The sequence below is a fragment of the Pseudomonas sp. F2 genome (assembly GCF_057174385.1).
This window is the reverse complement of sequence record NZ_CM169904.1, coordinates 2,333,580-2,351,356: the sequence shown is the minus strand read 5'-3', so window position 1 is coordinate 2,351,356 and position 17,777 is coordinate 2,333,580. Positions and strand designations below refer to the sequence as shown.

Sequence of the window (17,777 nt, the reverse complement as noted above, 5' to 3'; positions counted from 1 at the left end):
TCACGCTTGTTCGTTCAGCTCCCGGTGCCACCGCCGGCACCGCCGGTTCCGCCGCCGGCCGAACCGGTGCCGCCACCCGCCCCCGAACCAGAACCCATGGTGCCACTGTTAGTGCCCGTGCCCTTGCCGGCGCCATCGGTACTGTCGCCGTTTTTCGGTGCTCCGGGATTGGTGTTGGGAGGCATGTTGGTGCCACTTGTCGCACCGGATTGGGTGCCTGAGGAATCTGCCCCGTCATTGGCGGCAAAGGCGCCGAGCGACGCGGAGGTCAACAGCCCGGCGAGCAACAGCGAAGTCAGTTTGCGCGATGTCATGGTACGTCTCCAGAAAGGGTCGGTTACCTGACTTTGGTCTGACGGCCCTGAACGTTGGTGCCACCTGGCTGACGAGCGGTTGCGACCTGAGCTTTACTGAGCATGCGGCAGGTCGCGGCAATCAGGCTAGAGGTGAGCGCCTGTTGCGCGGCAGGCGGTTGATCCGATGCAACCAGCGGCGCCGCCACCGGGTCACAATGGTCATACCTTGTTCGCCGGAGCCTGGACGATGAAAAACCTGCGGATTGCCACCTTCAACGTCAACGGTTTGCGTGCGCGGTTACCGAACCTGCTGCAATGGCTCAAGCGCGAGCAACCGGACATCGCCTGCCTGCAGGAGCTCAAGTCGGTGGACAGTGCATTTCCGGCTGCCGAACTCGAAGCGGCGGGTTACGGCGCGATCTGGCACGGTCAGGCGTCATGGAACGGCGTGGCGATCCTCGCTCGCGATGCGCAGCCGCTGGAAAGCCGTCGTGGTCTGCCGGGCGATCCCGACGACAAGCACAGTCGTTATCTGGAGGCGGCGGTGCACGGCGTGCTGGTCGGCTGCCTGTACTTGCCCAACGGCAATCCGCAGCCGGGGCCGAAGTTCGATTACAAACTGGCCTGGTTCGAACGCCTGATCCGCTACGCCAAGGATCTGCAAAGCAGCGATCATCCGGTGGTGCTGGCCGGCGATTACAACGTGGTGCCCACCGACATGGACATCTATAACACCCGTTCCTGGCTCAAGGATGCGCTGCTGCAGCCCGAAAGCCGCGAGTGTTATCAACGGCTGCTCGATCAGGGCTGGACTGATTCGCTGCGTCATCTGTATCCCGAGGATCGCCTCTACACGTTCTGGGATTACTTCCGCCAGCATTGGCAAACCAACTCCGGTCTGCGCATTGACCATCTGCTGCTCAACCCGGCACTCAGCCCTTACCTGCACGAGGCCGGGGTCGACGCCTGGGTGCGCAACGAACCGCACGCCAGCGACCATGCACCGACCTGGATTCGTATCGGTTCGCGCAAGCGGCGGTAGCGCTGATTGGCGAAATCAATTGTCGGAGTCGGGGCCTGATCCCGTATACCTGTCGGCCAGCGGCACAGCGATCCGCGGCCACATGCAAAAGGACTGAGCAATGAGCGAGCCACGTCTGGCGAATCCGACGTTGTACCTGCAACGCCTGGGATTCGATGCCCCACCGGCACCGACCCTGGAAACCCTGCGGCAGCTGCAGTTACGCCACACCGGCGTCTTCCCCTTCGAGAACCTGTCGACGATCACGGGCGCGCCGGTGCTGATCGATCTGGCGTCGGTCGAACAGAAAGTTCTCCACGGAGGCCGGGGTGGTTACTGCTACGAACTGAACAATCTGTTTCTGGCGTTGTTGCAGGAATTGGGCTTCGAGGCCCGTGGCATCTCCGGCCGTGTGGTGCTGGCGCAACCCGAGGGCACCTGGACGGCGCGCACCCATCGCTTGAGCCTGGTGATCATCGACGGCGAGCGTTACATCACCGATGTCGGCTTTGGCGGCATGGTGCCGACTGCGCCGCTGTTGCTCGATACCGAGGCTGAACAGCCGACGCCGCACGAGTCCTATCGCATCGAGAAACAGGCCGACGGTTACATGCTGCGCGCCAATGTCGCAGGCGAGTGGCGCGCGATGTACCTGTTTGATCTGCAACGCCAGGAAGACATCGATTACACCCTCGGCAACTGGTACGTCTCGACCCATCCCGAGTCACCGTTCGCCAAACGGCTGATGGTTGCACGCACTGGCGATGGCTGGCGACGGACCCTGAACAACGGCAGCTTCGCGATTCATCACATGGGCGCCGACAGCGAGCGGCGCGAGGTGGCGGATGTCGATGAGTTGATCGAGGTGCTGGAGCTGGAGTTCGGCCTGAGCTTGCCTGACCAGCCGCATGTGCGCCAGTCGCTGGCGCGGATGCTCGTACCGGCCTGATCTCAAGGCTTTGCCTCCGGTTCCAGTACCCGGCGGATTTCACCGACCGCCGCCGAGAGCTTTTTTTCCAGACTCTTGAGGTCGGCGGCGGTGATGCCTTTCTTGAATTGCCCGGAGTGGGGCGGCTCGGCCTCCTGCGTTTTGCTGCCAGCCTCCAGCAGGGCATGGCGCAGGGTGTTGTTGATCACCGTCTGATAACCGAAGCCTTCGTTTTCCGCCACGTTGCGGGCGGCTTCGATGACCGCGTCATCGAGCATGATGGTGATGCGGGTCTTGCCCTTGGCGGGCGCCAAGGCGCCGCGTTTGCCCTGCGAGAAGTCGTATTCGTCTTTCATTGTTCAAGCCTCCAGAAAGTAAGCGCAACGCTCGCTCGGTGTGGCGACGCCTGCAGAAATGATTCGTACGACGTTGGCTTCGCGATAACTGTACGCAACCACCAGCAAAAGCCCTTTGCCATCAAGGCCGAGGGTGATCCAGCGCTGTTCGTCATGGTCGTTGTCCTCGATCGTCAGCGCGCGCTCGTCGTGAAAGACCGGCTCGGTCTCGGCAAGGCTGACGCCCCTGTGCTTGAGTTTGTTGGCTGCGTTCTTGCTTTTGTCGTACTGAATTTCGAATGACTTCATTATGCATACTTTATATGTATAAAAAGAGCGCCGGTGCACCGCTGGTCGCCATGAATAATTCAGCCTAGTGCGATAAGAACCGGGGGCAGGAGGGGATGTGTTGCCGGATTTGTGGGAGCTAGAGGTGGCGAGATAGAAGCTTGGGTGGCTACCTATCCATTATGTGACTGATAAGTTGTATACAACTCTATGGACATTTGTCCCGAGTATTGAATACAGTGTGCGCATAACAAAAACCAGGGAACCCCCCACATGAAAACGCCCCATGTTTCACACCAACGGCCCGAGGACGAAAATCTCGGGGTCGGCGCGAATATGGCTTACGGCCTGCAACATGTTCTGACCATGTACGGCGGTATCGTTGCGGTGCCACTGATCATTGGCCAAGCGGCCGGGCTGTCGCCGGCGGACATTGGTTTGTTGATTGCTGCTTCATTGTTTGCGGGGGGGCTGGCGACACTGCTGCAAACCCTGGGTCTACCGTTTTTTGGCTGTCAGTTGCCGCTGGTGCAGGGCGTGTCGTTCTCCGGTGTCGCGACCATGGTCGCGATCGTCAGCAGTGGCGGGGAGGGCGGCTTCCAGTCGGTGCTGGGCGCGGTGATTGCCGCGTCGTTGATCGGCTTGCTGATTACGCCGGTGTTCTCGCGAATCACCAAGTTTTTCCCTCCACTGGTCACCGGCATCGTGATCACCACCATCGGTCTGACGCTGATGCCGGTGGCGGCGCGCTGGGCCATGGGTGGCAACAGCCATGCGCCGGACTTCGGCAGCATGCAGAACATCGGGCTGGCGGCGGTCACGCTGGTGCTGGTGTTGTTGCTGAGCAAGGTCGGCAGTTCGACCATCTCGCGTCTGTCGATCCTGTTGGCCATGGTGATCGGCACGGTGCTGGCGGTGTTCCTCGGCATGGCGGACTTCTCCGGTGTCGCTCAAGGACCGATGTTCGGCTTCCCGACGCCGTTCCACTTCGGCATGCCGACTTTCCACTTCGCCGCGATCCTGTCGATGTGCATCGTGGTCATGGTGACGCTGGTGGAAACCTCGGCGGACATTCTGGCGGTCGGTGAGATCATCGGCACCAAAGTCGACTCCAAGCGCCTGGGCAACGGCTTGCGGGCGGACATGCTGTCGAGCATGTTTGCGCCAATCTTCGGATCGTTCACCCAAAGCGCCTTCGCGCAGAACGTCGGGCTGGTGGCAGTGACCGGGATCAAGAGCCGTTACGTGGTGGCCACTGGCGGCGTGTTCCTGGTGATTCTCGGTCTGCTGCCGTTCATGGGGCGAGTGATTGCTGCGGTGCCCACCTCGGTGCTGGGCGGTGCCGGTATCGTGCTGTTCGGGACGGTGGCGGCGAGCGGCATCCGTACGCTGTCGAAGGTCGATTACCGCAACAACGTCAACCTGATCATCGTCGCGACCTCGATCGGCTTCGGCATGATCCCGATTGCCGCGCCGAACTTCTACGATCATTTCCCGAGCTGGTTCGCGACCATTTTCCACTCGGGCATCAGCTCGTCAGCAATCATGGCGATTGTGCTGAACCTGACCTTTAACCACTTCACCGCCGGTAACTCGGACCAGCAGTCAGTGTTTGCCGCTGCGGAAGAGCGGACCCTGCGTTATCGCGACCTGGCGGCGTTGCGTGAGGGTGACTACTTCAGCGACGGCAAACTGCACGATTGCGACGGCAAGGAAGTGCCGGTGGTCGAGCCTGATGACCACGATCATGGGCATGGCGTGCCGAAGACCCAGATGAAGAGCAGCGAACACGTTTGATCGCTGATTGGGTGAAAAAGGCCGAACTGTAGTTCGGCCTTTTCGTTTGAAGATCAAAAGATCGCAGCCTTCGGCAGCTCCTACAGGGGAACGCATTCCACATGCAGGAGCACCGCAGGCTGCGATCTTTTGACTTTTCGAGCGCCCACAAAAAAGCCCCTGAATCTTTCAATTCAGGGGCTTTGCTATTTGGCTCCACAACCTGGACTCGAACCAGGGACCCAATGATTAACAGTCATTTGCTCTACCAACTGAGCTATTGCGGAATTGGTGCGTATGTTACTGATTCAAAAAGAGAAGTCAAGCAATGGATGTAAATTTTCAGGTGTAGGCAGGACGGACGGTGATTTGTCAGTGATTGGCGGTTACCAGAAAACCATCGGCGGTCTACCATGGGGCCCCGGAAGTGGTCACACGCGCTGCCGGCCATTCGCCGAAAAGGTACGCGCCATGAAGCCTGCAATCCGCAACAACGAGGTGCTCGCATGAGCATCGCGCAAATCAGTCTGCCCAAGGGCGTTGGCCCCCACGCCGAGAAACTCTTCGACGCAATCACTCAGGCCGGTACAGCTGAGGAACTCAATCGCGCTGGCGGCAAAGCCGAAGGTTTCGTGCTCGGCCTGGAAAGCACCAAGGCGATCAAAAGCCAGATCGCCGAATCGCTGTACGTCGTGTATGACGATGCCGCGAGTCAGCGCGCGAGCGAACTGGCTTAACTGCCGAAGGTAATCGTTCCGAGCAGTAATTTGGCGTACGCCGCGGTGGCCGCCAGTTGCACCAGCCACAGGGCGAGACCGCCGAGAAACACCCCGGCGGCGACTTGCAGCACCAGGCTTTTTTCGCGTCTGGCCGGGGCGCGGGGGATGAAGTCATCCAGGTCGTCACGGTCGGCGCGCAGGTTGTCGTTTTTCATTTGGGTTCTCACAGAATTCCTGGATGTATATGAAACCTGTGGGAGCGAGCCTGCTCGCGAATGCTGTCAGCCACCAACAATGGCGACTGACCCACCGCATTCGCGAGCAGGCTCGCTCCCACAATTAAGATTTGTATGCAGTTTAGAGGGAATGTTGCATTCCTTCGGACAAATAAAAAACGGGAAGCCCAAGGCTTCCCGTTTTTCATTGCCAGGCGAATCAGATGACCTGCACGATCGCATCCGTTACCGCTTTGATGTTGCTCTGGTTCAGTGCCGCGACGCAGATGCGGCCGGTGTCCAGGGCGTAGATGCCGAACTCGTTACGCAGGCGATGCACCTGTTCGGTGGTCAGGCCGGAGTAAGAGAACATGCCGCGCTGACGGCCGACGAAGCTGAAGTCACGCTGCGGGGCTTTCTCGGCCAGCAGGGCGACCATCTGCTCGCGCATGCCGCGAATGCGCAGACGCATTTCTGCCAGTTCGGCTTCCCACTGGGCGCGCAGTTCCGGGCTGTTCAACACGGCGGCGACAACGCTGGCACCGTGAGTCGGCGGGTTGGAGTAGTTGGTGCGGATCACACGCTTGACCTGCGACAGCACGCGCGCGCTTTCTTCTTTCGATTCGCTGACGATCGACAGGGCGCCCACGCGCTCGCCGTACAGCGAGAACGACTTGGAGAACGAGCTCGAAACGAAGAAAGTCAGGCCCGATTCAGCGAACAGACGCACAGCCGCGGCGTCTTCGTCGATACCGTCGCCGAAACCCTGGTAAGCCATGTCGAGGAACGGCACGTGACCTTTGGCCTTGACCACGTCCAGCACATTCTTCCAGTCGGCCGGGGTCAGGTCGACGCCGGTCGGGTTGTGGCAGCAGGCGTGCAGCACAACGATCGAGCCGTTCGGCAGGGCGTTGAGGTCGTCGAGCATGCCGGTACGGTTCACGTCGTGGGTGGCGGCGTCGTAGTAACGGTAGTTCTGCACCGGGAAGCCAGCAGTTTCGAACAGCGCACGATGGTTTTCCCAGCTCGGGTCGCTGATCGCCACGACGGCGTTCGGCAGCAGTTGCTTGAGGAAGTCGGCACCGATTTTCAGCGCGCCGGTACCGCCGACAGCCTGAGTGGTGACGATGCGACCGGCAGCGATCAGCGGCGAGTCGTTACCGAATAGCAGCTTTTGCACGGCCTGGTCGTAGGCGGCAATGCCGTCGATCGGCAGGTAGCCACGGGAGGCGTGCTGAGCAGCGCGAATGGTTTCGGCTTCGATCACCGCGCGCAGCAGGGGAATTCGCCCCTCTTCGTTGCAGTAAACACCTACACCCAGGTTGACCTTGGTGGTCCGGGTATCGGCGTTGAATGCTTCGTTGAGGCCCAGGATTGGATCGCGGGGTGCCATTTCGACAGCGGAGAACAGGCTCATTATTACGGCGGCTCTGAATGGAGAGTGGAGGGACGTGTCGCGCTCCAGCCGAATGCACTAGAGCGGTGCACAAACGGGGAGCTAGTATAGAGGCCATTACTGAGCAATGGCGACAGGCGATTCAGCTTTTCCGGCAAGTTTTTCCGATTATTTCTTGACCGTTAGTCGATTGACTCTGTCAGAGACTTTACCGGATGTAGGACGTTTGCCTTGAAAGGCGAGGCAATCGGCTCCACATTGAGCACAATCTTCGTTTTTCCTTGGGCGACAACGGTCGTTTGCGGTCATCCCCGCGGCTCGGCTGTTTTCTGCGCGAGCCGCGATCCCAGAGGTGTGTATGTCCGAATTCCAGCTAGTCACCCGCTTCGAGCCCGCCGGCGATCAGCCGGAAGCGATTCGCCAATTGGTCGAGGGCATCGAAGCCGGGCTGGCGCACCAGACGCTGCTCGGTGTGACCGGCTCGGGCAAGACCTTCAGCATCGCCAATGTCATCTCGCAGGTACAGCGCCCGACGCTGGTGCTGGCGCCGAACAAGACCCTCGCCGCGCAACTGTATGGCGAGTTCAAGGCGTTCTTCCCGAACAACGCCGTCGAATACTTCGTTTCCTACTACGACTACTACCAGCCCGAAGCCTATGTGCCGTCGTCCGACACCTTCATCGAGAAGGACGCGTCGATCAACGACCACATCGAGCAGATGCGTCTGTCCGCGACCAAAGCGTTGCTCGAGCGCAAGGACGCGATCATCGTCACCACGGTGTCGTGCATCTACGGTCTGGGCAGTCCGGAAACCTATTTGAAGATGGTGCTGCACGTCGATCGCGGCGACAAACTCGATCAGCGCGCTTTGCTGCGGCGTCTGGCCGACCTGCAATACACCCGCAACGACATGGATTTTGCCCGGGCGACGTTCCGCGTGCGCGGCGACGTGATCGACATTTACCCGGCCGAATCCGATCTGGAAGCGATCCGCATCGAGCTGTTCGATGACGAGGTCGAGAGCATTTCCGCGTTCGACCCGCTGACCGGCGAAGTCATCCGCAAGATGCCGCGCTTCACCTTCTATCCGAAGAGTCACTACGTGACGCCGCGCGAGACCCTGCTCGACGCCATCGAGGGGATCAAAGTCGAGTTGCAGGAGCGTCTCGAGTACCTGCGCAGCAGCAACAAACTCGTTGAGGCCCAGCGCCTGGAGCAGCGCACCCGATTCGACCTGGAAATGATCCTCGAACTGGGTTACTGCAACGGTATCGAAAACTACTCGCGCTACCTGTCCGGGCGTCCTGCTGGTGCCGCGCCGCCAACGCTTTATGACTATTTGCCGGCCGACGCCTTGCTGGTGATCGACGAATCCCACGTCAGCGTGCCGCAAGTCGGCGCGATGTATAAGGGCGACCGTTCGCGTAAAGAAACCCTGGTGGAATATGGCTTCCGCTTGCCGTCGGCACTGGACAACCGGCCGATGCGTTTTGACGAGTGGGAAGGGGTCAGCCCGCAGACGATTTTTGTCTCGGCGACGCCGGGCAACTACGAGGCCGAGCATGCCGGGCGCGTGGTCGAGCAAGTGGTGCGTCCGACCGGCCTGGTCGACCCGCAGGTTGAAGTGCGCCCGGCGCTGACCCAGGTTGACGACTTGCTCTCGGAAATCACCAAGCGCGTGGCGGTCGAGGAGCGGGTGCTGGTCACCACGCTGACCAAGCGCATGGCCGAAGACCTCACCGATTACCTCGCCGACCACGGCGTGCGCGTGCGCTATCTGCACTCGGATATCGACACCGTCGAGCGGGTCGAGATCATCCGCGATCTGCGCTTGGGCACCTTCGATGTGCTGGTGGGGATCAACCTGCTGCGTGAAGGTCTGGACATGCCGGAAGTCTCGCTGGTAGCGATTCTGGACGCCGACAAGGAAGGCTTCCTGCGTTCCGAACGCTCGCTGATCCAGACCATCGGTCGTGCTGCGCGCAACCTCAATGGCCGGGCGATTCTCTACGCCGACCGCATCACCGGCTCGATGGAGCGGGCGATTGGCGAGACCGAGCGTCGTCGCGACAAGCAGATTGCCTTCAACCTCGCCAACGGCATCACGCCCAAAGGCGTGTTCAAGGACGTCGCCGACATCATGGAAGGCGCCACCGTGCCCGGCTCGCGCAGCAAGAAGCGCAAGGGCATGGCCAAGGCTGCCGAAGAAAACGCCAAGTACGAAGCCGAACTGCGCTCGCCGAGCGAAATCACCAAGCGTATTCGCGCGCTGGAAGAGAAGATGTATCAACTGGCGCGGGATCTGGAATTTGAGGCAGCGGCGCAGATGCGCGATGAGATTGCCAAGTTGCGCGAGCGGCTTTTGGCGGTTTGAACTTCATCGCCTGATCGGGCCCATCGCTGGCAAGCCAGCTCCCACAGGGATTGAGGGCGTACACAAAATGTGTGAGCACCAAAGAAACCTGTGGGAGCTGGCTTGCCAGCGATGAGGCCGGTCCAGGCAACACAGATCAGTGCGACTCCCCGGCCTTCAATCCCTGCGGCAATTTCCTGGTCAGTAATATCGCCAACATGCTGATCCCCAGCGCAATCCCGACAAAGTGAAACGCATCGTTGTAGGCCATGATCAGCGCCTGCTGGTGGACGATCTCGCTCAACTTGCCCAATGCCGCCGTGTCACTGCCAAAGCGGTCGGTCATCGACGCCAGCCGCTCGGCCACTTGCGGATTGGTCGGCACCACCGCCTCGCGCAAATAATCGAAGTAAGTCTTGGTCCGTGCATCCAGCAGCGTGGCGAGCAGGGCAATGCCGATCGCACCGCCGAGGTTGCGCAGGATGTTGAACAGGCTCGACGCCGATCCCGCGTCCTGCGGCAGGATGTATGCGGTAGCGATCAGCGAAATGGTCACCATGATCAGCGGCTGGCCCAGCGCCCGGATGATCTGGATCTGATTGAACTGCGGTCCGGCGAAATCCGGGTTGAGCACTCCCGACGAAAAACTCGCCAGCCCGAACAGTCCGAAGCCCAGGGTGCACAGCCACTTCGGTGGAACGAACTTCATCAGTTTCGGTACCAGCGGAATCAGGAACAGCTGTGGCACGCCCATCCACATGATCACTTCGCCGATTTGCAGGGCGTTGTAGTTCTGGATCTGCGCCAGGTACAGCGGCAGCAGATAAATCGAGCCATACAAGCCGACACCCATGCCCAAACTGGAAATGCTCGACAGGCCGAAGTTGCGATTGCGCAGGATGCCGAGGTTGATCAGCGGGTTGGGTTTGGAGACCTGCACGATGACGAAGGTGATCAGGCTGAGGAGGGCGATGCTGCCGAGGGTCACGATCAGGTTCGATTCGAGCCAGTCCTTGCGGTGGCCCTCTTCAAGAAACACCTGCAGGCAACCGAGGCCGACACCGAGGGTGAGAATCCCGGCGTAGTCGGTGCTTTTCAGCAGTTCCCAGTGCGCTTCTTTCTTCTCCAGCCCGTACATCAGCCCGGCGATCATGATCAGCCCCGGCGGAATGTTGATGTAAAAGATGTATTCCCAGCCCCAGTTTTCCGTGAGCCAGCCGCCGAGGGTCGGGCCGATGGACGGAGCAAAGGTCGCGGTCATGGCGAACATCGCCATGCCTTTGGCGCGATGATGTTCGGGGAGTTTGATCAGGGTCAGGGTGAACGCCAGCGGGATCAGCGCGCCGCCGGTGAAACCCTGCATGGCGCGGAAGACAATCATGCTTTCGAGGCTCCAGGCCATCGAGCACAGCAACGATGACACCAGAAACCCCAGCGACACCCACACCGCCAGCCGTCGTGCCGAGAGCAACTGCACCAGCCACGCGGTCAGCGGAATCATGATGATCTCCGCCACCAGATAGGAGGTGGAAATCCACGAGCCTTCTTCCAGTGTCGCCGACAGCGCGCCCTGAATGTCCTTGAGCGAGGAGTTGGTGATCTGAATGTCGAGCACTGCCATGAAGGCGCCAAGCATCACGCTCATCACCGCGATCCAGTCCCGCCGGGTCGGTTCGCCGGCCGGGCGGATCAGTTGATCACCGGCCATTGTCTGGGGCGTCTTTGATGTTCACGGTGGCGGTGACCGACATGCCCGGACGGATCTTGCCATGCAACGGATTGTCAGCCTTGAACGTTAATTTCACCGGAATTCGCTGCACGACTTTGGTGAAGTTGCCGGTGGCGTTGTCCGGCGGCAACAGGCTGAACTGCGCACCCGAGGCGGCGAACAGACTGTCGACACGCGCCTCGATCGGCGTGTCGCTGTAGGCGTCGAAAGTCAGTTCGGCTTTTTGGCCGGGGACCATGTGGCCGATCTGGGTTTCCTTGAAGTTGGCCTGCACCCAGATGTCTTCGTCCGGGACGATCGACAGCAGGTACGCGCCGGCCTGCACCACTTGGCCGTTGCGCGCGGCACGCTGGCCGACCATGCCGCTGATCGGTGCGTGGATGTCGCTGCGGGTCAGGTTGAGTTCGGCTTGTGCCAGATCGGCGCGGGCGTTGGCGATCTGCGCGTCGAGGCGTTTGATCTCGGCGGTCAGTGCGTTGACCTGCTGGCGCTGGCTCTGCGCATCGGCTTGAGCCTTGGCCACTTGTGAGCGGGCAATGTGGTTGTCGGCGGAGAGGGTGGTGACCCGTTCCTCGGACACAAAACCAGGCTTGCGCAGGGCTTCAGCGCGAGACAGATCTATCTGCGAGCGACCCAGCGATGCCTGGGAGGCAGCCACTTGCGCGTCGCTGGCGGCGATCAGGCTCGATTGCTGAGTCAGTTTGCTTTGCGCCTGCAAGCGCTCGGCTTCGCGGGTGGCGAGGGCGGCGCTGGCGCGATCCACGGCCAGGCGGAAATCATTGGGTTCGAGGCGTACCAGCAACTGGCCTTTTTCCACGTGCTGGTTGTCCTGCACCAGCACTTCGTCGATGCGCGCGCTCAACTGGCTGGAGACGCGGGTGATCTCGCCCTGGACATAGGCATTGTCGGTGCTTTCATAAAAGCGTCCCTTGAAAAACCAATGGGCGAAGAAGCCCCCGGCAATCAACAGAACCAGCAGCAGGAAAACGAACAGGCGACGCTTGAGTTGGGCAGGCATGGGCAAACTGTAGTCGAGGAATTGTAAGGAAAGTTATCAGCGGGAGAATCTGGCACGAAGCCGATAAACGGTAAATGCTGTCGACCGATATTCGGCCATTCGCCACGCTCTATTGGCGTTCCAGCCGCAAACTTGGCTTAAATGCCCTGCCCGCTGGAGCGGGGCGGGTGTCGCCTGTTACCATTCGCCGCTTGATTGTTTTGCTTTTCATTCTTTTCGAGACATGCCATGACCACCGTCCGCACTCGCATCGCGCCATCGCCTACCGGGGACCCCCACGTAGGTACCGCTTACATCGCATTGTTCAACTACTGCTTTGCCAAGCAGCATGGCGGTGAGTTCATCCTGCGCATCGAAGACACCGACCAGTTGCGTTCGACCCGCGAGTCCGAGCAGCAGATTTTCGACGCCCTGCGCTGGCTGGGGATCGACTGGAGCGAAGGCCCGGATGTCGGCGGCCCGCACGGCCCGTACCGGCAGAGCGAGCGTGGCGATATCTATCAGAAGTATTGCCAGCAACTGGTGGACATGGGCCACGCGTTCCCATGCTTCTGCACCGCTGAAGAACTGGACCAGATGCGCGCCGAACAAATGGCGCGCGGCGAAACCCCGCGTTACGACGGCCGCGCGCTGCTGTTGTCCAAGGAAGAAGTCGCGGCGCGTCTGGCCGCTGGCGAGCCGCACGTGATCCGTATGAAGGTGCCGACCGAAGGCGTCTGCGTGGTGCCGGACATGCTGCGTGGTGATGTCGAGATCCCGTGGGATCGCATGGACATGCAAGTGCTGATGAAGACCGACGGCCTGCCGACGTACTTCCTCGCCAACGTGGTCGACGACCACCTGATGGGCATCACCCACGTGCTGCGCGGCGAAGAATGGCTGCCGTCGGCGCCGAAACTGATCCTGCTCTACGAGTACTTCGGCTGGGAACAGCCGGAGCTGTGCTACATGCCGCTGCTGCGTAACCCGGACAAGAGCAAGCTGTCCAAACGCAAGAACCCGACCTCGGTGACCTTCTACGAGCGCATGGGCTTCATGCCCGAAGCGATGCTCAACTACCTCGGTCGCATGGGCTGGTCGATGCCGGACGAGCGCGAGAAGTTCTCGCTGCAGGAAATGGTCGACAACTTCGACCTCAAGCGTGTGTCCCTCGGCGGGCCGATTTTCGACATTGAGAAGCTGTCTTGGCTCAACGGCCAGTGGCTGCGTGACCTGCCGGTGGAAGAGTTCGCCGCGCGTGTGCAGAAGTGGGCGTTCAATTCCGAATACATGATGAAGATCGCGCCGCATGTCCAGGGCCGCGTGGAAACCTTCAGCCAGGTTGCACCGTTGGCCGGGTTCTTCTTTGCCGGTGGTGTCAATCCGGATGCCAAGCTGTTCGAGTCGAAAAAGCTCTCGGGCGATCAGGTGCGTCAGCTGATGCAGTTGATCCTGTGGAAGCTGGAAAGCCTGCGTCAGTGGGAGAAGGACAGCATCACCGCGACGATTCAGGCGGTGGTCGAATCCCTTGAGCTGAAGCTGCGTGACGCGATGCCGCTGATGTTTGCCGCGATCACGGGGCAGGCAAGCTCGGTATCGGTGCTCGATGCGATGGAAATCCTCGGCCCGGACCTGACCCGTTTCCGTTTGCGCCAGGCGATTGACCTGCTGGGTGGCGTGTCGAAGAAAGAAAACAAAGAGTGGGAAAAGCTGCTGGGCGCTATCGCCTAAGCACTTGTGATTCCCTGTAGGAGCTGCCGAAGGCTGCGATCTTTTGCTCTTGCTTCTAAAGACCAACGGCAAAAGATCGCAGGCTGCGCCAGCTCCCAAAGGTCGACGGTGTGCGTAAACCTCCCGGATTTTCGGGGGGAGGGCGGTAAGTGATTGTTATGCCGACAAAAAACTTTGAATTTTTTCAAAAATAAGTTTGACAGGCTTTCGATACGCCCTTAAGATTCGCCCCGTCCTCAGCGATGACATCAACGATGAGGGGCTATAGCTCAGCTGGGAGAGCGCTTGCATGGCATGCAAGAGGTCGACGGTTCGATCCCGTCTAGCTCCACCAATTTACACTTCGAAGCCTGGCCACACCGGCTTCGAAGCGATCAACAATCAGCGTTGATCAGTTGTATGGAAGGGTTTGCGTCCCCTTCGTCTAGTGGCCTAGGACACCGCCCTTTCACGGCGGTAACAGGGGTTCGAGTCCCCTAGGGGACGCCAGTTTTACAGAAGCGATGTTGCAAGATGTCGCTCCGCCGCGAGGCGAAAAATCCGGGGCTATAGCTCAGCTGGGAGAGCGCCTGCATGGCATGCAGGAGGTCAGCGGTTCGATCCCGCTTAGCTCCACCAATTTTACAGTTCAAGGTCTGGCCACACCGGCCTTGAATCAGATCAGATCTCAGCACTGATCAGCTGTATAGAAGGGTTTGTGTCCCCTTCGTCTAGTGGCCTAGGACACCGCCCTTTCACGGCGGTAACAGGGGTTCGAGTCCCCTAGGGGACGCCACGATTACCCGCTCTGCGGGATTTATAAGGGTCATTCAATTATTGAATGGCCCTTTTGTTTGTCTGGCGTTTGGCCAACTCTCCATTTTCCTTACACTGTGCTTCAGACCAGCGGTCATATCCTCGACTTGCAGAATATTATTATGCGAATAATATTCTAGTCGTAATATTCGGAGGCAACGATGAACGATAAAAAAGCTCAAACCCGCGAACGCATCCTCAAGGCTGCCAGCGCTGCGCTGATGCAGCGGGGTCCGGCGGATCCCAGCGTAGGCGAAGTGATGGGCGCCGCCGGCCTGACTGTTGGTGGTTTCTACGCGCACTTCGAAAGCAAGGACGCAATGATGCTCGAAGCGTTCAAGCAACTGCTCAGCCGTCGACGCGACCTGATTGCCGACATGGACTCCGAGCTGACCGGCGAAGAGCGTCGCGCCCTGGTTGCTGCGTTCTATCTGTCGCGCAAGCATCGGGATTCCAGCGATGCTGCGTGCCCGATACCGGCTTCGATTGGCGAACTGGGGCGTCTGCCGGAATCCTTCCGCATCGCACTGAACGAACACCTGGAACTGATGATTGCGCAGTTGGCGTCCAGCCCCGAGGACACCGACAAAGCATTGGCTGATGTGGCGTTGATGGTGGGTGGTCTGGCGCTGGCACGCGCGCTGGGCCCGGGCGATTTATCCGATCGATTGCTGCGCGCTGCCAAGTCGGCGGTGCGTTGACCTGAAGGCAACACGCCTGAGGAGAGAGCGATGAACACGTTGAAGTGGGTTCGTGGCGTTAATGGCACCTTGGGCTGGATTGCACCAAAGCGGGTAGCGAGCAAAATGCGCGTAGCGTTCATGACGCCGCGCACGTTGCCGCTGCGCGATTGGGAGCTGCCGCTGCTGGCGAGCTCCGAACGCATCACTTTGCGCTTTGGCCTGTCGGCGCTGCGCTGGGGCCAAGGCCCGGCGGTGCTGCTGATGCACGGCTGGGAAGGGCGACCCACGCAGTTTGCGGCGTTGATCACAGCGCTGGTCGAGGCCGGTTACACCGTCGTTGCCCTTGATGGTCCGGCTCATGGTCGTTCGCCGGGGCGTGAAGCCAACGTCGTACTGTTCGCCCGCGCCATGCTCGAAGCAGCCGCCGAACTGCCACCGCTGCAAGCCGTCATCGGCCACTCCATGGGCGGCGCCAGTGCCATGCTCGCGGTCCAATTGGGGTTGCGTACAGAAACCCTGGTCAGCATCGCGGCGCCCGCACGGATCCTGGGAGTGCTGCGTGGTTTCGCCCGTTACGTCGGCATGCCGCCGCTGGCACGATCCGCCTTCATCCGTCAGGTCGAGCAGGATGTCGGCATGCGCGCCGCCACCCTAGATGTCGCGCACTATCAACTGGATATGCCGGGCCTGATCGTGCATGCCGAGGATGACAATTTCGTCCCGGTCAAGGAATCGCAATTGATCCACGAGTCCTGGTTCGACAGTCGCCTGTTGCGCCTGGAAAGCGGCGGTCACCAGCGCGTACTGGCCGACCCTCGGGTGGTTGATGGCGTGTTATCACTGTTGGCGGGGCGCAGCCTTCAAGCGCGGCAATCGGCCTGACATCCGTTACACTGCCCCGGTTGAATAATCTGACCGGGAGTGGGGCATGGGCTGGGATCGGGCAACGCCGTTCACCATTGATCTGCAAGTAGGCGCCGAGGACATCGACGGGTTGGGCCACGCCAACAACGCGGTGTACGTGACCTGGCTCGAACGCTGCGCCTGGCGCCACTCGCAGCGCCTAGGGCTGGATCTGGTCGAGTACCGGCGCCTGGATCGGGCGATGGCTGTGGTGCGGCACGAAATCGATTACCTGGCGGCGGCCTACGAAGGCGACGAGCTGCAACTGGCAACCTGGATCGTCGATTGGGATCAGCGCCTGAAAATGACCCGCCACTTCCAGCTGATCCGCCCCAGCGACAACGCCACCCTGTTGCGCGCCCAGACCACCTTCGTCTGCATCGAACTGTCCACCGGCAAGCCCAAGCGCATGCCGGCGGAGTTCATCGAGGGTTACGGCCCGGCGATCCTGTCCCTGGCCTGACCCGATTCCTGTAGGCGCTGCCGCAGGCTGCGATCTTTTGATTGTGATCCTTAAAAATCAAAGTCAAAAGATCGCAGCCTGCGGCAGCTCCTACAGGTGGTCGTGGGTTTAACCGGCTTAATCCAGTAAACTGCCGCACGTTTTTTCTTCCTGAGTAGTGTTTTCCCCATGCAAATTGCCCTGGCGCCCATGGAGGGGTTGGTCGACGACATCCTGCGCGACGTGCTGACCCGCGTTGGCGGCATCGACTGGTGCGTGACCGAATTCATTCGGGTCAACGATCAGCTGCTCACCCCGGCTTATTTCCACAAGTTCGGCCCGGAGCTGCTCAACGGCGCCCGCACCCGTTCCGGCGTGCCGCTGCGCGTGCAATTGTTGGGTTCCGATCCGGTGTGCCTGGCGGAAAACGCGGCGCTGGCCTGCGAGCTCGGCTCGGAAGTCATCGACCTGAACTTCGGCTGCCCGGCCAAGACCGTCAACAAATCGCGGGGCGGGGCGGTGCTGCTCAAGGAGCCGGAACTGCTCAACAGCATTGTCGAGCACGTGCGTCGCGCCGTGCCGGCACACATCCCGGTCACCGCGAAGATGCGCCTGGGTTTCGACAGCCCGGATGGCTCGCTGGTCTGCGCCACCGCGCTGGCCGAGGGCGGCGCCGAACACATCGTGGTTCACGCCCGCACCAAGGTCGATGGCTACAAGCCGCCGGCGCATTGGGAGTGGATTCCGCGGGTGCAGGACGTGGTCAAGGTGCCGGTGTTCGCCAATGGTGATATCTGGAGCGTCGAGGACTGGCGCCGCTGCCGCGAGATCAGCGGCGTCGAAGACATCATGCTCGGACGCGGTCTGGTATCGCGCCCGGATCTTGCCAAGCAGATCGCCGCCGCGCGCGCTGGTGAAGACGTGGTCGAGATGAGCTGGGCCGAGCTGCTGCCGCTGATTCAGGACTTCTGGCTGCAAGCCAAGGCGCAGATGACCGCACGCCAATCGCCGGGTCGCTTGAAGCAGTGGCTGGCGATGCTGACGCGCAATTATCCCGAGGCTACCGAGCTGTTTACTGTGCTGCGTCGCGAGACAGAACCGGACCAGGTCTCGCGTTTACTGGGTTTGCCGGTCGCCGAAGCGGCCTGAAAAAAATCTTCAAATACTCTC

General features: G+C 60.5%; 17 protein-coding genes and 5 tRNA genes. 14 read left to right on the top strand and 8 right to left on the bottom strand.

Features of this window, described 5'->3' with window-relative positions:
* Positions 1-14: 14 nt before the first annotated feature.
* Positions 15-314 (bottom strand): hypothetical protein, encoded by a 300-nt coding sequence (locus AC193Q_RS10315; RefSeq protein ID WP_047293181.1) that lies wholly within the window; start codon positions 312-314, stop codon positions 15-17.
* Between the two features lie 229 nt (positions 315-543).
* Between AC193Q_RS10315 and AC193Q_RS10310 the strand changes: the two genes are divergently transcribed.
* Both AC193Q_RS10310 and AC193Q_RS10305 read left to right on the top strand, forming a co-directional pair.
* Positions 544-1,338 (top strand): exodeoxyribonuclease III, encoded by a 795-nt coding sequence (locus tag AC193Q_RS10310; protein ID WP_041065979.1) that lies wholly within the window; start codon positions 544-546, stop codon positions 1,336-1,338.
* A 100-nt stretch (positions 1,339-1,438) separates the two neighbouring features.
* Positions 1,439-2,266 carry an arylamine N-acetyltransferase family protein gene (locus tag AC193Q_RS10305; protein WP_239777719.1) on the top strand — a complete coding sequence of 276 codons (828 nt, stop codon included), beginning with the start codon at positions 1,439-1,441 and terminating at the stop codon, positions 2,264-2,266.
* A 2-nt stretch (positions 2,267-2,268) separates the two neighbouring features.
* Here the strand turns inward: AC193Q_RS10305 and AC193Q_RS10300 are convergent, their stop codons facing one another.
* Together AC193Q_RS10300 and AC193Q_RS10295 are read right to left on the bottom strand one after the other, a co-directional pair.
* The gene (locus AC193Q_RS10300) at positions 2,269-2,601 is read right to left on the bottom strand and encodes a BrnA antitoxin family protein (protein WP_047293183.1); all 333 of its coding nucleotides are present in this window, start codon (positions 2,599-2,601) and stop codon (positions 2,269-2,271) included.
* A gap of 3 nt (positions 2,602-2,604) precedes the next feature.
* The gene (locus tag AC193Q_RS10295) at positions 2,605-2,889 is read right to left on the bottom strand and encodes a BrnT family toxin (RefSeq protein ID WP_483879479.1); all 285 of its coding nucleotides are present in this window, start codon (positions 2,887-2,889) and stop codon (positions 2,605-2,607) included.
* A gap of 252 nt (positions 2,890-3,141) precedes the next feature.
* Between AC193Q_RS10295 and AC193Q_RS10290 the strand changes: the two genes are divergently transcribed.
* The gene (locus tag AC193Q_RS10290; protein WP_095668808.1) at positions 3,142-4,665 is read left to right on the top strand and encodes a nucleobase:cation symporter-2 family protein; all 1,524 of its coding nucleotides are present in this window, start codon (positions 3,142-3,144) and stop codon (positions 4,663-4,665) included.
* Between the two features lie 190 nt (positions 4,666-4,855).
* On the opposite strand, the gene AC193Q_RS10285 is transcribed toward AC193Q_RS10290, so the two are convergent.
* A tRNA-Asn gene (locus tag AC193Q_RS10285) sits at positions 4,856-4,931 on the bottom strand.
* Between the two features lie 219 nt (positions 4,932-5,150).
* On the opposite strand from AC193Q_RS10285, the gene AC193Q_RS10280 reads away from it, so the two are divergent.
* Complete coding sequence (locus AC193Q_RS10280; protein ID WP_145595033.1) at positions 5,151-5,381, top strand: hypothetical protein; 231 nt, start codon at positions 5,151-5,153, stop codon at positions 5,379-5,381.
* On the opposite strand, the gene AC193Q_RS10275 is transcribed toward AC193Q_RS10280, so the two are convergent.
* Together AC193Q_RS10275 and AC193Q_RS10270 are read right to left on the bottom strand one after the other, a co-directional pair.
* Positions 5,378-5,578: a hypothetical protein gene (locus AC193Q_RS10275; RefSeq protein ID WP_047293188.1), complete on the bottom strand. Its 201-nt coding sequence runs from the start codon at positions 5,576-5,578 to the stop codon at positions 5,378-5,380. The genes AC193Q_RS10280 and AC193Q_RS10275 overlap by 4 nt on opposite strands.
* 220 nt (positions 5,579-5,798) lie before the next feature.
* A complete protein-coding gene (locus AC193Q_RS10270) occupies positions 5,799-6,995 on the bottom strand; it encodes an amino acid aminotransferase (protein ID WP_047293190.1) in 1,197 nt (398 codons plus the stop codon).
* 337 nt (positions 6,996-7,332) lie between these two features.
* On the opposite strand from AC193Q_RS10270, the gene uvrB reads away from it, so the two are divergent.
* On the top strand, positions 7,333-9,348 hold the full coding sequence (gene uvrB, locus AC193Q_RS10265; protein WP_108183251.1) for an excinuclease ABC subunit UvrB: 2,016 nt from the start codon (positions 7,333-7,335) through the stop codon (positions 9,346-9,348).
* A 136-nt stretch (positions 9,349-9,484) separates the two neighbouring features.
* Here uvrB and AC193Q_RS10260 read toward each other — a convergent pair whose 3' ends face one another.
* Complete coding sequence (locus tag AC193Q_RS10260) at positions 9,485-11,035, bottom strand: MDR family MFS transporter (RefSeq protein ID WP_483879478.1); 1,551 nt, start codon at positions 11,033-11,035, stop codon at positions 9,485-9,487.
* Positions 11,025-12,074, bottom strand: a complete 1,050-nt coding sequence (locus AC193Q_RS10255; RefSeq protein ID WP_047293197.1) for an HlyD family secretion protein — start codon at positions 12,072-12,074, stop codon at positions 11,025-11,027. Before AC193Q_RS10255 ends, AC193Q_RS10260 begins: the two co-directional genes overlap by 11 nt.
* 228 nt (positions 12,075-12,302) lie before the next feature.
* On the opposite strand from AC193Q_RS10255, the gene gltX reads away from it, so the two are divergent.
* From gltX to AC193Q_RS10210, 9 genes are all read left to right on the top strand, one after another.
* Entirely contained in the window at positions 12,303-13,784 is a 1,482-nt protein-coding gene (gltX, locus tag AC193Q_RS10250) for a glutamate--tRNA ligase (protein ID WP_047293199.1), read from the top strand.
* A 258-nt stretch (positions 13,785-14,042) separates the two neighbouring features.
* Positions 14,043-14,118 (top strand) — tRNA-Ala (locus AC193Q_RS10245).
* Between the two features lie 79 nt (positions 14,119-14,197).
* A tRNA-Glu gene (locus tag AC193Q_RS10240) sits at positions 14,198-14,273 on the top strand.
* A 53-nt stretch (positions 14,274-14,326) separates the two neighbouring features.
* Positions 14,327-14,402 (top strand) — tRNA-Ala (locus AC193Q_RS10235).
* Between the two features lie 81 nt (positions 14,403-14,483).
* A tRNA-Glu gene (locus tag AC193Q_RS10230) sits at positions 14,484-14,559 on the top strand.
* Positions 14,560-14,740: 181 nt separating this feature from the next.
* On the top strand, positions 14,741-15,280 hold the full coding sequence (locus AC193Q_RS10225) for a TetR/AcrR family transcriptional regulator (protein WP_007969225.1): 540 nt from the start codon (positions 14,741-14,743) through the stop codon (positions 15,278-15,280).
* A gap of 30 nt (positions 15,281-15,310) precedes the next feature.
* Positions 15,311-16,144: an alpha/beta fold hydrolase gene (locus tag AC193Q_RS10220; protein WP_483879477.1), complete on the top strand. Its 834-nt coding sequence runs from the start codon at positions 15,311-15,313 to the stop codon at positions 16,142-16,144.
* 46 nt (positions 16,145-16,190) lie between these two features.
* Positions 16,191-16,628, top strand: a complete 438-nt coding sequence (locus tag AC193Q_RS10215) for an acyl-CoA thioesterase (RefSeq protein WP_095668811.1) — start codon at positions 16,191-16,193, stop codon at positions 16,626-16,628.
* Positions 16,629-16,796: 168 nt separating this feature from the next.
* Complete coding sequence (locus AC193Q_RS10210; protein ID WP_483879476.1) at positions 16,797-17,756, top strand: tRNA dihydrouridine synthase; 960 nt, start codon at positions 16,797-16,799, stop codon at positions 17,754-17,756.
* Positions 17,757-17,777 lie beyond the last annotated feature (21 nt).

Excerpts from the sequence above, each read along its gene's own strand:
- AC193Q_RS10315 (WP_047293181.1), bottom strand. The coding sequence starts at position 314 with ATGACATCGCGCAAACTGACTTCGCTGTTGCTCGCCGGGCTGTTGACC.
- AC193Q_RS10310 (WP_041065979.1), top strand. The coding sequence starts at position 544 with ATGAAAAACCTGCGGATTGCCACCTTCAACGTCAACGGTTTGCGTGCG.
- AC193Q_RS10305 (WP_239777719.1), top strand. The coding sequence starts at position 1,439 with ATGAGCGAGCCACGTCTGGCGAATCCGACGTTGTACCTGCAACGCCTG.
- AC193Q_RS10300 (WP_047293183.1), bottom strand. The coding sequence starts at position 2,601 with ATGAAAGACGAATACGACTTCTCGCAGGGCAAACGCGGCGCCTTGGCG.
- AC193Q_RS10295 (WP_483879479.1), bottom strand. The coding sequence starts at position 2,889 with ATGAAGTCATTCGAAATTCAGTACGACAAAAGCAAGAACGCAGCCAAC.
- AC193Q_RS10290 (WP_095668808.1), top strand. The coding sequence starts at position 3,142 with ATGAAAACGCCCCATGTTTCACACCAACGGCCCGAGGACGAAAATCTC.
- AC193Q_RS10280 (WP_145595033.1), top strand. The coding sequence starts at position 5,151 with ATGAGCATCGCGCAAATCAGTCTGCCCAAGGGCGTTGGCCCCCACGCC.
- AC193Q_RS10275 (WP_047293188.1), bottom strand. The coding sequence starts at position 5,578 with ATGAAAAACGACAACCTGCGCGCCGACCGTGACGACCTGGATGACTTC.
- AC193Q_RS10270 (WP_047293190.1), bottom strand. The coding sequence starts at position 6,995 with ATGAGCCTGTTCTCCGCTGTCGAAATGGCACCCCGCGATCCAATCCTG.
- uvrB (WP_108183251.1), top strand. The coding sequence starts at position 7,333 with ATGTCCGAATTCCAGCTAGTCACCCGCTTCGAGCCCGCCGGCGATCAG.
- AC193Q_RS10260 (WP_483879478.1), bottom strand. The coding sequence starts at position 11,035 with ATGGCCGGTGATCAACTGATCCGCCCGGCCGGCGAACCGACCCGGCGG.
- AC193Q_RS10255 (WP_047293197.1), bottom strand. The coding sequence starts at position 12,074 with ATGCCTGCCCAACTCAAGCGTCGCCTGTTCGTTTTCCTGCTGCTGGTT.
- gltX (WP_047293199.1), top strand. The coding sequence starts at position 12,303 with ATGACCACCGTCCGCACTCGCATCGCGCCATCGCCTACCGGGGACCCC.
- AC193Q_RS10225 (WP_007969225.1), top strand. The coding sequence starts at position 14,741 with ATGAACGATAAAAAAGCTCAAACCCGCGAACGCATCCTCAAGGCTGCC.
- AC193Q_RS10220 (WP_483879477.1), top strand. The coding sequence starts at position 15,311 with ATGAACACGTTGAAGTGGGTTCGTGGCGTTAATGGCACCTTGGGCTGG.
- AC193Q_RS10215 (WP_095668811.1), top strand. The coding sequence starts at position 16,191 with ATGGGCTGGGATCGGGCAACGCCGTTCACCATTGATCTGCAAGTAGGC.
- AC193Q_RS10210 (WP_483879476.1), top strand. The coding sequence starts at position 16,797 with ATGCAAATTGCCCTGGCGCCCATGGAGGGGTTGGTCGACGACATCCTG.